Source organism: Bremerella sp. JC817 (assembly GCF_040718835.1).
Taxonomy (GTDB): Bacteria; Planctomycetota; Planctomycetia; order Pirellulales; family Pirellulaceae; genus Bremerella.
On sequence record NZ_JBFEFG010000280.1, the window covers coordinates 703,473 to 717,499 of the forward strand.

Annotated in this window: 11 protein-coding genes; 7 read left to right on the top strand and 4 right to left on the bottom strand. The window is 56.3% G+C overall.

The annotated features are described in order from the left end of the window. The first annotated feature begins 551 nt into the window (after positions 1 to 551). The gene (locus AB1L30_RS21290; protein ID WP_367015778.1) at positions 552 to 3,965 is read left to right on the top strand and encodes a S8 family peptidase; all 3,414 of its coding nucleotides are present in this window, start codon (positions 552 to 554) and stop codon (positions 3,963 to 3,965) included. 277 nt (positions 3,966 to 4,242) lie between these two features. Continuing rightward, complete coding sequence (locus AB1L30_RS21295) at positions 4,243 to 5,727, top strand: PQQ-binding-like beta-propeller repeat protein (RefSeq protein ID WP_367015780.1); 1,485 nt, start codon at positions 4,243 to 4,245, stop codon at positions 5,725 to 5,727. Positions 5,728 to 5,736: 9 nt separating this feature from the next. On the opposite strand, the gene AB1L30_RS21300 is transcribed toward AB1L30_RS21295, so the two are convergent. Continuing rightward, on the bottom strand, positions 5,737 to 6,534 hold the full coding sequence (locus AB1L30_RS21300; protein WP_367015782.1) for a hypothetical protein: 798 nt from the start codon (positions 6,532 to 6,534) through the stop codon (positions 5,737 to 5,739). A gap of 483 nt (positions 6,535 to 7,017) precedes the next feature. Here AB1L30_RS21300 and AB1L30_RS21305 point away from each other — a divergent pair, with 483 nt between their 5' ends. After that, positions 7,018 to 7,452 (top strand): hypothetical protein, encoded by a 435-nt coding sequence (locus AB1L30_RS21305; RefSeq protein ID WP_367015784.1) that lies wholly within the window; start codon positions 7,018 to 7,020, stop codon positions 7,450 to 7,452. Between the two features lie 120 nt (positions 7,453 to 7,572). After that, positions 7,573 to 8,421 carry a hypothetical protein gene (locus AB1L30_RS21310; RefSeq protein WP_367015785.1) on the top strand — a complete coding sequence of 283 codons (849 nt, stop codon included), beginning with the start codon at positions 7,573 to 7,575 and terminating at the stop codon, positions 8,419 to 8,421. A gap of 12 nt (positions 8,422 to 8,433) precedes the next feature. Here AB1L30_RS21310 and AB1L30_RS21315 read toward each other — a convergent pair whose 3' ends face one another. Next, complete coding sequence (locus AB1L30_RS21315) at positions 8,434 to 9,384, bottom strand: DUF3616 domain-containing protein (protein ID WP_367015787.1); 951 nt, start codon at positions 9,382 to 9,384, stop codon at positions 8,434 to 8,436. A gap of 120 nt (positions 9,385 to 9,504) precedes the next feature. Then, positions 9,505 to 9,840: a hypothetical protein gene (locus tag AB1L30_RS21320; RefSeq protein WP_367015789.1), complete on the bottom strand. Its 336-nt coding sequence runs from the start codon at positions 9,838 to 9,840 to the stop codon at positions 9,505 to 9,507. A 175-nt stretch (positions 9,841 to 10,015) separates the two neighbouring features. On the opposite strand from AB1L30_RS21320, the gene AB1L30_RS21325 reads away from it, so the two are divergent. Together AB1L30_RS21325 and AB1L30_RS21330 are read left to right on the top strand one after the other, a co-directional pair. Then, positions 10,016 to 10,825 (top strand): TrkA C-terminal domain-containing protein, encoded by an 810-nt coding sequence (locus AB1L30_RS21325; protein ID WP_367015791.1) that lies wholly within the window; start codon positions 10,016 to 10,018, stop codon positions 10,823 to 10,825. A gap of 251 nt (positions 10,826 to 11,076) precedes the next feature. After that, positions 11,077 to 11,349, top strand: a complete 273-nt coding sequence (locus AB1L30_RS21330) for a hypothetical protein (protein WP_367015793.1) — start codon at positions 11,077 to 11,079, stop codon at positions 11,347 to 11,349. Here AB1L30_RS21330 and AB1L30_RS21335 read toward each other — a convergent pair. Next, positions 11,346 to 12,395 (bottom strand): DUF1570 domain-containing protein, encoded by a 1,050-nt coding sequence (locus tag AB1L30_RS21335; RefSeq protein WP_367015794.1) that lies wholly within the window; start codon positions 12,393 to 12,395, stop codon positions 11,346 to 11,348. The two genes, AB1L30_RS21330 and AB1L30_RS21335, sit on opposite strands and share 4 nt — an antisense overlap. A gap of 263 nt (positions 12,396 to 12,658) precedes the next feature. On the opposite strand from AB1L30_RS21335, the gene AB1L30_RS21340 reads away from it, so the two are divergent. Continuing rightward, positions 12,659 to 13,957 (top strand): hypothetical protein, encoded by a 1,299-nt coding sequence (locus AB1L30_RS21340; protein WP_367015796.1) that lies wholly within the window; start codon positions 12,659 to 12,661, stop codon positions 13,955 to 13,957. The last annotated feature ends 70 nt before the right edge of the window (positions 13,958 to 14,027 follow it).

Here is a 14,027-nt window from a genome sequence, read left to right on the forward strand (position 1 = left end):
GTGAAACCTGGTGGATCGAGTGGTAGCTCAAATCGGTGATGGGAGCGAGCAATTTAGACTCGAATCATCAGTCGCTTTCCATGAATCAAAAAATCAACATCGCTGCATAACAGAAGCAGCTAGCCGCACGCAGCGTTTTCTTTTCGCCACAAATGTCGGTTGAGGTCCATTCGGACTTGAGCAATTCCGTAGATTTTTCCAGAATCCCTGCCCGCTCGATTTGACGCCAGGGAAGGCGCGACCGACATTTCCGCAGGATTCAACGAAGGCGTTGCTAGCACGCAAGGATTGCAAGCTGTCAACGGATTTGTTGAGTCTCTTACTCCCTGACGTGATTGGGCAGCCAGCGCAATGGCAGATGACTGACCCACGTCACGCTCTGCTTATCTCGGTGCTTGCATTGACAACGCAGCACTTTGTTTTTGCTTGCAGCGATTGCAGCCGGGCCCCCAGGCAACTTTTGGGACGGCTAGCAGATGCTCGCAAGCACTTATCCAAACCGGCGGCTCGCTAGGAATTCGAGTCTGAGGTGAATTGTAGGAGCAGCGAAGGTGGGAAGTTTCGATAGCGAAAATCGGGGCGATAGCTCCGGGCTGGCTTCCTGGTGGCGGAATCTGACGACCAATCCTGATCGCCTCGAGAAAAGTCCCCGTCGAAAGAAGAAACGCTCGTGCAAGCATTCGACCGTGAATGCGATCGAAGCACTTGAAGTTCGCAGCTTGATGGCGGGCGATACCATTTCTTCGATCTGGTTCGAGGACGTCGCCGGCGATTCGTATGAACGAACTGGCGGCAGCTACACCATCGATTCCGAAGGCGTCGTCCAAGAGTCGACCGCCGACCCATACACCAACGATTGGATCGTCCAACTCAAAGAGGACGTCGCCAGCCAACTCACCTCCGTATCGCAGGTCTCGGCTTTATTGTCGGGCAGCGGCTTTCAGATTGAAGTCGTTCGCGGGCTGGGTCTGGTCGGGCAACTTCTGATCCACAGCCAAGGTGCCACGTCGGAAGATGTCGGGGCCTGGTTCTCTTCGCTCGATGTGATCAGCAATTACGAACTCGACGTGGCCTCGGTCTTCAATATTACGCCGAACGATGCCGCCTACTCGGCGACCTACGGCATGAATCAAATCGATGTCCCAGAAGCCTGGAACAAGACCACTGGTTCCGACAGTGTGGTGGTGGGGATCATCGACACCGGTGTCGATTACACGCATCCTGACCTGGTCGGGAACATCTGGACCAACCCGGGCGAAATCGCCGGGAACGGCATCGATGACGACGGCAATGGTTTCATCGACGATGTTCACGGCTACGACTTTGTGAACAACGACGGCGATCCGATGGACGACAACCATCACGGAACGCACGTAGCCGGAACGATCGCGGCTCAAGGAAACAACGGCAAGGGTGTCTCAGGCGTGGCCTGGAACACCTCGATCATGGCGCTCAAGTTTCTCTCGGCCAGTGGTGCCGGTTACACTTCCGACGCCGTCCGAGCGATCAACTACGCCACGATGATGCGAACGCAGTATGGCGTGAACATTCGCGTGCTGAACAATAGTTGGGGCGGTGGCGGTTACAGCTCTTCGCTCGACGCCGCCATTCAGGCCAGCGAAGCAGCCGACATTCTGTTCGTCGCCGCAGCCGGTAACGACGGAACCAATAACGACAGCATCGCGCACTATCCATCGAACTACAACGTCAGCAACATCATCTCGGTGGCTGCGACCGACAACAACGATAACCTGGCGAGCTTCAGCAACTACGGCTCGCAAACGGTCGACATCGCCGCTCCGGGTGTCGGCATCTATAGCACGATCATTGGTGGCTATTACGCCAGCTTCTCCGGTACCAGCATGGCGGCTCCGCACGTCGCTGGTGTTGCCGCGTTGGCGTTCGCCTACGATCCAGACGCCACCGCTGCCGAAGTGAAGGCTGCGATCCTGGGTGGTGGCGACTTAATCTCCGGTTTGAATGGCAAGGTCTCGACTGGGATGCGTTTGAACGCGGCCGGGACGCTCGATCTGCTGAACCCATCGAGCAGCGATCCAGACCCGACGACAGATCCAGGAACCGACCCGACTCCAGAACCAAACGCCGCACCGACGATCGGTAGCGTTTCAACCGATCCTTCGACTGTCTATCTGGGCGAAACCAACACGATCACGATCACCGCGAAGAATGCCGCCGATTCGGATGGCAACGTTTCGAAGGTGACCTTCTATCGCGACTCGAATGGCAACGGCAAGTGGGACGCGACAGACGCCGTGCTGGGAAGCGATTCGACCATCAGTGGCGGACTGGCCAGCCTGACCATCAGCAATCCATTCACCACCGCTGGTACGCAGTTGATCTTCGCCCAGGCGATGGACAACGATGGTGCTCTCAGTAACCTGGTCGCCACGACCGTGACCATCGTCCAGCCAGACGACCACTCGAACACCACTTCGGGCGCGACCGTGATCTCGGTCGGCACCTCGAAGTCAGGCAAGCTGAACTACGCTGGCGACATCGACTACTTCCGCTTCAGTGCGGTGGCTGGGACGACCTATGTGATCGACCTGAGCCAATCGACGATGGATGGCTCGGTGTTGTCGCTCTATGGAAGCAATGGCGTTTCGCAGTTGGCTTCCGATGCGAGTGGCTCGAAGATCGTATGGACCGCACCGGTGACCGGCTCGGTTTATGTGGCCGTGAAAGGTTTGACCGATACGGAAATCGGGACTTACAGCGTGAAGGTCACCGAATCGTCGCCGTTCGAGCTGAAGAGCGGAACGCTGGCGATCATCGGTACCGCCGGAGACGATAACGTTTCGGTCACGCACAGCGGCAGTACGATCACCGTTTCGATGAACGGCAAGTCGTCGAGCTACAGCGCCTCGCAGGTTCGCAAGATCACCTTCGACGGTGGCGACGGCAGCGACACGGCTCACTTCTACGGTACCAGCGGCACCGAATCGTGGCTCTTCAAGGGAGACACGATGACGGTCCGCGGAAGCGGCTTCACCTGGAGCACCAAGAATGTCGAAAACAACATCGGCGAAGCGAGCAAGTACGACTCGGTGACGTTCTACGATACCGCTGGCAACGACACCTTCACGGCCAGTCCGAAGAAGGCTTCGATGTCAGGTGCCGGCTACAAGAACGAAGTCTCCGGTTCGAACGTGATCACGGCCCGAGCCATCTACGGCGGGATCGACACGGCCGCTCTGTACGATTCAAGCGGCAACGATTACTTCATCGGTCGTGGTCAGGACAGCTATTTGCTGAGCAATGGCACGACCCTGGCAACATACGGATTCGAGCGAACCAACGTTTATAGCTCAGGCGGATCGGACCAGGCATACCTGTACGACTCGAAGGGTAACGACACGTTCACTTCGTACGGCAGCTCGGCGGTCCTGAGTGGTTCCGGCTATACGAACTCGGTTTACAACTATACCCGCGTGATGGCGATCGCCATGAATGGCGGGACCGACATCGCCACCTTCTACGATACCGCCGGCAACGACGTGTACGTTGCTCGCGGCACCCAGGCCACCATGTATGGCCCTGGTTATTACACTTCGGCCCAAGGGTTCGATCGCACGACTGCTGTTTCGACGAAGGGTGGCAAAGACCAGGCCTTCTTCTACGACACCATCGGCAACGACACCTTCTACAGCCGCAAGGTCGAAAGTTCGATGGCGGGCCAAGGCTATGCGAACTCGGTGCGTGGTTTCGAGCGTGTGAATGCTCTGGCAACTTCGGGTGGTCACGACGTGGCATACATGTTTGATACCGAGTCGGATGACAGACTTATCGCTCGGTCAAATTATGCATCGCTACAAGGGGACAATTTCACAAGTTTTGCTGCCGGTTTTGACGTTGTGAATGCCTACTCAACTGAAGGTTCTGACAAAAGTTATGTCAGCGACATCGACTTTATCATGCAATACTTTGGTGAGTGGAATGATTAGTTCGACCTGCTAATCATTCCCGGATGCTTATCCTCGATTACCCCACCGTAAACAGGCAGTAACCCCTCCCACCCCATCACAGCCCACCTCGAATCGCTCGGATCGCCCTGGTCTGAGCGATTTTTTTATGGAACCGCACTGCCGTCAGGCGGATTACTTTCGAGCGATTTTCCTGCTTCTGAGGGGAATTCTTGAAATTGCTGAAAGGTCTGGGGCACAATGACCATTCCTCACTAGTCCAACCTGAATCGCTCTTTCTATGTGCGAGGCCTCTTCGATGGTTCGTCCTTTGATCCTGTTTCCCGTTTTGGTGGCTCTCAGTGCGATCGTGGCCTTTGCAGAGACGCGGCATTGGACCGATGCCACCGGCCAGTTCAAAGTGGAAGCAGAGTTCGGCGGCTACGCTGAAGGGAACGTGACGCTGAATCGAACCGATGGCGAAAGCGTGACCGTCCCGATGTCGAAGCTCAGTCGAGCCGATCAGACCTGGGTGCGAGCCCATCTGCGAGAAATGCGTGCCGGTGGCAACAAGCCGACTCGAGGCGAATCAGGGACGAAGCCGACGGAAAGTTCCAGCAGCACACCAACCGGAGACTGGCTGGCCTGGCGTGGACCTCTGGCGAACAACGTTGCTCCGGGACCGGCCGCTCCGGCAGCATGGACCGAGTCGCAGAATGTGCTGTGGAAAGTTCCTATCCCAGGTCGAGGACATTCGTCGCCGATCTTGATCGGGGATCGTATCTACCTCACTTCCGCCGACGAGAATCGCAAGACGACCGGAGTCTTCGCATTCGATAAGAACACCGGCGAAGTGGTCTGGCAAACGCCGGTGACCCAGGGAGGCTTTCAAACCGATCTGCATCCCAAGAACACACACGCCACGTCGACGCTGGCATCGAACGGCAAACAGTTGTTCGCGGTCTTCATCCAGAACAATTCTGTTCAACTGATCGCTCTCGATCTGCAGGGCAAGATGCAGTGGCAAATCAACGCCGGACAGTTCAGCCCGCAAGAGTTCAAATTCGGCTACGGACCTTCGCCGATTCTGTACGACGACATGGTGATCGTTGCAGGCGAATTTGAAAAAGGATGGATCGCGGCGTTCTCGCAGAAAGATGGCAAGTCGCGCTGGAAGGTCCCACGGCCCGGTATCTCGTTTAGCACGCCGATCGTGGCCAAGGTCGCCGGCAAAGATCAGATGCTGATCAGCGGCTTGAACATGGTCTGCTCGTACGATCCCAAGACTGGCAAAGAACTATGGTCCGCGCCAGGAACTTCCCGAGCCACTTGCGGCACGATTGTTTGGGATGGCGATACCATCTTTGCCAGTGGCGGTTATCCCGAGTCGCAAACCGTCGCGATCAAGGCGGATGGTTCCGGCGAAGTCCTCTGGTCCAACCGCGACAAATGCTACGAACAATCGATGCTCGCCCACAACGGTTATCTCTACTCGAATACCGACGGCGGGATCCTGGTTTGCCGAGATGGTAAGACGGGCCAAGAGATGTGGAAGACGCGTATGGGTGGCGATGTGAGTTCGTCGCCGCTGCTCAGTGGCGACAACATCTACTTCGGAAACGAGGCTGGCGACCTGTGGGTTGTGAAAGCGAATCCCCAGGCGTTCGAGGTCGTCTCGAAGAACAAGCTGGGCGACGAACTATTCGCCACCCCGATCGTCAGTCAGGGCAAGCTGTATGCCCGGTTCGCCGACAGCTCACAAGGGAAGCGGCAAGAGTATCTCATCTGTATTGGTGAACGCTAATCGCCGTACTTACGTCGGATCGACCGGCGAGTTCGCTTCGTCCGGTTCGGCGGGTTCCGGACGTTCACGCAGCAAGATCCCCGGCAGCCAGCGGGTGAACGGGATCAGCACGGCCAGCGAGAGGCCTGCTTGATAGAGGTTGTGCTGGTAGAAGAAGAGCGGGGTGAAGTTCGTCCCATACAACCAATGAAACGTAACGCACTCGAGGATCGGCAACGCCGCGAGGGTCACCAGCAAGATGCCCCAGCCGATCCAACGATCGCGGGCCCCTAAGACCGAGACGGGCAGAAGCGTCGCAACGACGAGCACGCTCGTGAACACGGCCAGGGCCATGTAGTCGCCGCCGATGATGTCGGGCCAGTCTTCCAGCTGCCATTCGGTCAGCTCCGAGAGTTCTTTCAGCCAGGCGAACGTGAACGCCAGCAAGGTCACGCTGACCACGACTTCCCATAGTGCGAACCGAATTTGCCAGGTCGTCCGCAGCGGAAGCATCGCACTGAGGCTGCCCAGCATCAGCGTCAAGACCGCCGATACCGACGTCGCCGTGGCCAGGCCGACCGAGAAGGGTGTGGGGTGATAATCCAAGTGAACGATCGGTCCCACCAGCAGGCAACTCACCGCGATCGTTCCCAGCAAACGGATCACAGCCGAAGCCGATCCGGCAGCCAGCCAAACCCCCAACAGACAGGCCCACGTGTAGGGAACGGTCATCAAAAGAACCACCCGCGTTTGATATGTCGCGGTGTACATCAAACCGTATAGAACGAAATAGAGAGCGAAAAGCCAGATTATGGCGAGCCATTTCACGCGTCGATGAGTCCTTATCAATAGCCCTCGACAACATCAGCCGCAGGTACCCCAATCGTAGCAACCTGGGTGGGGAGTCGCCGTGATAGCGAGCCAAAACCACGCATGTTTGCTCACTTACCGGGTTCAACAGACTGGGAGGTTAGGGGGACTTGTTTTCAAGTTACGGTATGAATCAAACACGTAAACTGGCCGCTTGATAGCCATGATGAAAAAATCAGCATCGCTAAAGGTGCGTGCGAATTTGATCAGCAACAGTAATTCAAGCAGGCCCTAAATCGACATCTTCCGGTTTTTTAAAAGTGAAGTGGGAGTGGGAGTTACAGCGGGATCTCGGTAATCCACGGCAGGTATTGGCACATGTTTCGCGTACTGCGTTCACTGCATTCAGAATGCGAACGTCATTAGCGCACAGCAGTCTTCGCGGAAGGATTTCGCGAAGCTCTCGATATTCCTCTCCAACGACTGGTTTAGGAGACGAGCATGACCTCGTTCGTAGTCGCGTCCATCTTAACGATGGCCTCGATGGGGGCTTCCCCTGTCGAAACTCATGTTGTCGACCGGGTTGACCTCATCGAGATCAATCACTTGTACGACCTCCAGGGTCGTCTCGTCATCAATCAGCTCATTTTTTATCAATGGGACAGTGCTTCCCAACGCTTCCAGGTTCGAGCCTGGCGACTTCTGAAAACCGACGATCAGCTTCCACGTAAGTCGTGGAATCAAGATCAGTACGTCTGTCATTGGAAAGACATGAATGTTCACCGGAAGGTCTACGCGAACAATATTCGCGAGACATGGACCACCCAGGATCCCGAGGTACTCGAGCGGAATATGTTTCCGATCGAGCATCGCAGCGAACTAAGCCAGCCTGAGAGTCTCTCCAAACAGCAGGTGGCGGTCGTAGCGGATGAATAACCTTTAGCCATCAAATCATCTTCGATGCCGGTAGGGGCAAACGCCGGATAGATTGAGCTGCCGCGGGGACTACAATGAGAAGGGCCTCTCACCCTTTCTCCCCCCAACGCAGCTTTTTTCATGTTCATAGCCTACGGACAACAGGGCCTGCGCATCGTCTCTGCCGATGGACGCAACTGGTCCGAGCCTATCACTGAAAAGAACAACTACTATTTCCGAGGTTGTCAGTTCGCTGACGGGCAATTCGTTGCCTTCGCAACCTATGGCGGCAAGATTCTGTTCTTCGCGTCGGCCGATGGCAAAAGGTGGGAGAAACTCAGCGAGAAAGATATCGACGGCCGTCTGCATGACATCGCTTATGGCAATGGTCGCTTCCTGGTGATTGGTGGCGACATGGATGGCCACTGGTCGATTGCCATGACCAGCACCGATGGCAAGACCTGGAAAGGTCCCAACAAATTCGACAAGCAGCCATTACTGTTGCGGGTTGCCTTTGGAAATGAACAGTTTGTCGCGGTGGGTGTCAAAGGCCGCGTCGCGGTCAGCAAAGAAGGGACCGCCTGGCAAGACGCCAATCCGCTGCCGGAACTCGATACCTTTATCGACATCGCTTACGGCCACGGTGTCTACGTGGGGGCAGGGCTGCACGGGCTGCGGATGACCAGCGAAGATGGTTTGACCTGGGGCAACCGTCAGGTCGGCCTTGAAGGCGAACATATCAATTCGCTCATCTGGACCGGCGAACGCTGCGTCGGCGTAGGACTCGGCGCGACGTACTTCTCGACCGATGGCAAGACTTGGGAACGCGTCGAGAACGAGAACGCCCCCGAGACATGTGCCTTCGGCAATGGCCTGTTTGTCGGGTCTGCCTGGAAGGGACGCATTCTGATTTCGGAAGACGCGATCCACTGGGAAGATCTGCTCCGGGCTCCGGAGCCTGTCAACGGAATCACGTTCGGTGCGGTCTGATTCCCGCAGTGTTTACGACTTGCGCGGCAATGGTTTGGCAACGCGGAAGACGGTTGGACTACCGTTCGGGGAACTATCGCAAACCAGCACCACGTCGAAGTAGCCAGCTCCTTCTTCGACCAGACCCAGCCCTTCCGGTTTCGCCCCGACATGCGGTAGTGGAACTTCCCCCAAGAGTATCGGTACGTCCTCGGTCTGGCGGTCGTGCCCGGCAATCGCGTCGTTGCCGTTCCAAAAGTAGACGGCATACGCGAGAGGCTCGTCACGCATCGGCCCGGCCAGAATCAACAGGCCTTCAGCGGTCTGCAACAGATCGCGAACGCCGCGGCCACCAAGCTGGACGAACAAGGTCTTGGCTTTCTCTGGCTTGTCGAAGTCGAGCTTCAAGATCGGAACCCATCCTTCGCGTAAGACGGGGCCACGAAAGCCGACCACCAGATCGTCTCCCTGGGCAGCGAGCCCTTCCAGGTCGATGCCGTTTTCCTTGCTCGGAATTTCAAGAAACGGTGCGAGGATCGAACTGGCCTGGATCGCTTCGATCAAGTCGCACGGCTTCACCTTCTTGGCGAACTTGCCATTGCCCTGGTAATCGATTTCAAACAGACACTGGCGACCTGGCTGGTTGTCGCACTGAAAAAGTCGTTTGCGGTTGGCTTTCTGGCTGAGGGAAGGATCGAGGAGAGGACGCTTCTTCGAGTGCGATCCAAGGACATAGATGCGGCCGCGGCTGTAGGCGAGCCCTTCGATGTCGAACTCGTTCTCTCCTTTCTTAAGCTGTCCGGTCAGATCGATCTCATCGAACGTCTCATACTCGCCAGGCGACCGCCGCTGAAGGATCTGAACGGTCGCTCCCTCGTCGCCGGCGATCGCGACAAACTGGCCGTTTTCTAATACGGCGATCGCGCTGATGTCGGCCCCGTTTTCGATCTCGCCATGAAACGTCCAAAGTGCTCGTTGCTGCATCGTCTGGCCCCTTTCAAACGGTGACTGGCAATCGGATGGGTGATGGGCGTGCTCCAAGATTCTAGAGGCTGGGCATGCCATGCTTCAAATTAAATAAGAACTGAAAGGATCGCCCGCAGGCTAGAACTCTTCGCGCTGCTCGATTTCTTCTTCATAGCGATGCGACAAAGTCACCGCAGTCCAGGCGAGTCCACAGAAGTAGACCAGAAAGAAGAGGCACGCGATCCCTTGGGCCCAGTAGGGAAGGGGCAGCGTCACCAGGCCGTAAACAAACAGCACGCCGAATGCGACGATCGGCAGCAGAGCGAGCTGTGCGACGCGCTCGCCATAGGTGCGAGGACGCAGGAAGAAGCCGCGGCCTACACGATAGACGAACCGACCGAAGAGGAACGGCGCCCCGAACATGTATTCTTCCGCGTCGGTTTCTACATCGTCCCAGTCGACCACCTGATTCACCCCACTCGAATTCGCCGATTGCTGCTCGTCATTGTATTCGAGGTGGCACCGTAAATCTTTCCAGGGGGCTCGCCTGTCCGCAGAAAGTTTTCCGATCACGGCGCGTCATTTGCTTTAAAAGGATACACGCTGAATTCCTACCTCCACATCCCTTTATAGGGAGATACCCGTTATTATGGCCGCATTTTTACCGATTATTTCGTTGTTCCTGGTCGTTGTCATCTCACTGATGGTCGTTCGCGTCGCGACAGTGGCGTTGGTTCTCACTGGCCTTTCGCATCAATTGGCTCAATTTCAAGCCCGATCTGCCTTCACCGGCGCTGGCTTCACGACATCAGAATCGGACCGTGTCACACAGCATCCCGTTCGACGAAAGATCATCATGTTGCTGATGCTGCTCGGGAACGCGGGAATCGTGACGGCCGTCAGTTCATTGATGCTCTCGTTCGTGAATACTGGTGAACAACAAACGGTCAGCATTTGGATCCGAGTAGGAATGATGTTTGTCGGGATCGCGGTGCTGTGGTCGGCAACACAAAGTCAGTGGGTCGATCATCGTTTGAACCGCATGGTCGAGTGGGCATTGCGGCGTTGGACCGATCTCGAGGTTCGCGACTACTCGAACTTGCTGCACTTGGGGCATGGCTACAGCGTTGTTGAGATGGAAGTCGAAGAAAATGATTGGCTCGCCGAACGCGAACTCGCGTCGCTGCGTCTTTCGGAAGAAGGGGTCTTGGTCCTAGGGATCGAACGCCCCGGCTCGGTATATGTCGGTGCCCCGCGCGGTTTCACCAAACTGAAGCCAGGAGACACGGTCATCATGTATGGACAACGCGACGTATTAAGTAATCTCGACGAACGCCGCGCCGGTTCGACCGGTAACTGGGATCACCATAAAGCGGTCGACAAGCAACTGCAGCTACAGCGTGAACAGAAAGAGGAAGAGAACCAACAGGTCGAAAGCGAGGATGCCGTTGCCAGCTAAATAGGCGATAGTGACCAAGCCTTCGGATTCGTTGTCCTCGTTTCAGGATGGGCGATCTTGCTTCTTCCGGGCCTGATGAGCGTGCATGTCATGGTGGTTGATTTCGTGTGGTTGCTGATACTTCCCATGTAGCTGCGCAACCTATCTTGCGATCCACCGGACCAATCGGACGAAACAGACAAATAGCGGGCGGCGAGCGAAAGACGTTGTTAGGCTACGCATGGGTAGCGAACGTTCGAGTGAGGTTCCCGATGAAGACAAACAGCTGGATCGGAGGCGTGCTGGTCGCCTGCCTCTTCAGTTACATCAGCGCGTATATCGTGATGTCGCGCGTTGGGATGCAGCGAGCCGCAATGATTGATTCCGACTTTTACTGTTTCGTCGAACCAAACAACCCTTCGGCCGAGCAGTTTCATATGGTTTGCTGCGATCTGTTTGCCCCTTGCATCACCATCGATCGCTGGCTGGGAAGTCGATTCAGTCCAGCCGCATGTCCGCGGCTTCAGCTTTCACGCGCGTGCTAGATCTTGTTCGGCAGTTGCGAGATGTATCGCAGGAAGTGCGATTCCAACTGATCGAGGTCGCGGCCGAAGGCGGCCTGAAAGTCGGCGACGCGTTGCTCTTTGGTGTAGTCTTCCGACCCGGAACGCTGCGAGACCGTCTTGATATAGGCGGCGAATTCTCGCGGTCGCGTTTCGATTAAATAGAACACCAATGCCCACCCTTCGCCATATGCCGTGCTGGGACGTTTGTAGAAGGCATCGTCCGACGCGATGAACTGTTCGAGCGAGTTCGCTGGCCGCTGCGACTTGTTGAACTGTAGGAACTCGACCATGCGAGTCTTGTTCACGCGATCGCCGAAGCGGGTATGGTTCTGCGAGTCCCAGACGCCTGGGGCCTCGAACATCGTGGCCAGTCCTTCCACCAGCCACTTCGGTTGAGGGGCATAGCGGCTATGGATCCCGGTGTTAAAAGCCGTTTGGTGGGTGGCCTCGTGGATGACGGTCGACATATTCTCGTCCCACAGTGCCTGGTTGCTATGGTTGCCGTGGGTCATGTCGTACAAGGCGACCCGATTGGTCCGTGACGAGTAATAGCCCACGATTCCGGGCGAGACCCGCATTCCTTCCTTCGCCGCGTACTGCTGATAGGCCTGGAAAGTTGGAAAGACAATCGCGACCAGCGGAAACTCAGGCCGCTGCGGCTGAATCCCGCGGGCAGTGAAGTAGTGATGGAACGACCGATAGAGCTTCTCGAAATTGCCGGCCCACTGATCCTTGGTGCCGGCCGGGTGAACCACCAGGTAACTTCCCGTTCCGGTCACGTCGTACCCCTTGCCGAACTCGGCCAGCAGTTCGCCGCGCATCTCTCCCTGGGAAGCTGGGCGGAAGGGAGTTCCTAATTGCGAGTAGTTCGATGCGGTTTTCGGGTCGAAGTCCCACATCTGTCCATCACGACCCAGCATGATGACCCGGTTTTCGGAGGCGAGGACCGGAGTCGCCTGGATCGTCTGGTTGCGCAGATCGAGCTGGATCATCACCGGGTAGGTGGTGCCTTGCCCCTCTGCCATTGATGTGTAAAATCGCGTAGAATGGGCAAAAGTCAAAAGAAGGCCCAGGGCCACATATCTAAGGAACTTCATAGCATTTTCAGGGGTTAGACTACGAAGGAGTCGAAAGAACCTTAAAAGCTTAGGTTACGTCCGGGAAAAATACCCTGCGAATGAGGGGGAAAGTTTCTCGAAATTCCCTGGTAACGATCCCCGACTATCCCTAGAATGAACGCTCACCTCATCTCCCTTAATCTCGTTTTTCATAGCTGAACACCCTAGCCATGGCCGCGCTTCGAACCGTTGTATGGGTTGGCTTGGCGTTTGCGCTGGTTTGCCCTGCGTTGGCACAAGACTCAGATCCGAGTCTGTCCGAGCAGGTGGCTGCCTGGTCGCGTCGTCTCGATTCCGACACACTCGAGGAACGTGAACGCGCCGAGCAAAAGATTCTCGACCTGGGTCACAAGGCTCTCGACCATCTGCCGATGGTGGAACCGTCGACTCCGGCCGAGACGAAAGCTCGGTTGCAACGTATTCGCACGATCTTAGAAAAGGCACGCGCTGACAACGCCGCCAAAGCATCGCACATCACGTTGTCTGTGAAGGATGTGCCGCTGGCCGATGTCTTGGGTGCCATTGAAGAACAAACCGAAAACAAGCTGATCGATTACCGCTCGAACTTTGGCCAACGGGCCGATCAGTCGAAGGTGACCGTCGAGTGGGACAACGTTCCGTTCTGGGAAGCGGTCGATCAACTGTTCACCGAAAACAGTCTGGAGGCCTACCACTACGCCGGTCAGCCAAACGTGCTGGCATTCGTCGCGCGAGCGAGTGGTAGCGACAAGCCCAACCCGCTGGTCCGCGTCAGCGAGATCTTTCGATTTCAGCCGACCCGCATTGAATCGTTTATGGACCTGACCGGCGCCAATCAACGTGGAACATTCATGAATCTGCAGGTTGCCTGGGAACCTCGCGTCGAACCAATTGTCATCAAGTTACCTCTCGATCAGTTGACCATCGAAGACGAAACCGGAAAGAGCCTGGTTTTGGGCGGTGAGCAACCTGGATCGCTCGATACCGAAGTGCTGCAAGGCGTCTCGGCTGTCGACATTCAGTTGCCGCTGGGTGGCGTCGATCGCAAGTCGCAGAAGATCGCCAAGCTGAAAGGTGAGATGATCGCCTTGATGCCGGGACGCGTGGAGACGTTCATGTTCGACAAGCTCGATACGGCTCGGAATGTCAAAGACACCCGGGGCGCGATTGAAGTCGTACTGGAAGCCTTCCGCCAGAACGGTGATATCTGGGAGGCAAGCATCATGCTGCGTGTGCTGAACGAGCAAGGGGCGCTCGAGTCGCATCGTGGCTGGGTTTACAACAATGAAGCATACTTGCAGGGACCCAATGGCGAACGGATTGATTTCGCCGGGTTCGAAGAGACCTACCGCGATGTTGATACCGTGGGAATGTCTTACAAGTTTGTCCTCGAGCGCGACCCGTCCGAAGTCCAGTTCGTGTACCGTTCCCCCGCATCGATTATCTCGCTGCCTGTATCGTTTGAGCTGACAGACATTCCACTGCCGTAAATCCCACGGAAAGCACCTGGCGGACATTTCCCGCGGAAGGCACCGGAAACGAAAGAACTGAAAGCAAGCC

What these genes read in the sequence shown, in the direction of transcription:
- AB1L30_RS21295 (WP_367015780.1), top strand. Translation starts at nt 4,243, where the DNA reads ATGGTTCGTCCTTTGATCCTGTTTCCCGTTTTGGTGGCTCTCAGTGCG.
- AB1L30_RS21305 (WP_367015784.1), top strand. Translation starts at nt 7,018, where the DNA reads ATGACCTCGTTCGTAGTCGCGTCCATCTTAACGATGGCCTCGATGGGG.
- AB1L30_RS21310 (WP_367015785.1), top strand. Translation starts at nt 7,573, where the DNA reads ATGTTCATAGCCTACGGACAACAGGGCCTGCGCATCGTCTCTGCCGAT.
- AB1L30_RS21315 (WP_367015787.1), bottom strand. Translation starts at nt 9,384, where the DNA reads ATGCAGCAACGAGCACTTTGGACGTTTCATGGCGAGATCGAAAACGGG.
- AB1L30_RS21325 (WP_367015791.1), top strand. Translation starts at nt 10,016, where the DNA reads ATGGCCGCATTTTTACCGATTATTTCGTTGTTCCTGGTCGTTGTCATC.
- AB1L30_RS21330 (WP_367015793.1), top strand. Translation starts at nt 11,077, where the DNA reads ATGAAGACAAACAGCTGGATCGGAGGCGTGCTGGTCGCCTGCCTCTTC.
- AB1L30_RS21335 (WP_367015794.1), bottom strand. Translation starts at nt 12,395, where the DNA reads ATGGCAGAGGGGCAAGGCACCACCTACCCGGTGATGATCCAGCTCGAT.
- AB1L30_RS21340 (WP_367015796.1), top strand. Translation starts at nt 12,659, where the DNA reads ATGGCCGCGCTTCGAACCGTTGTATGGGTTGGCTTGGCGTTTGCGCTG.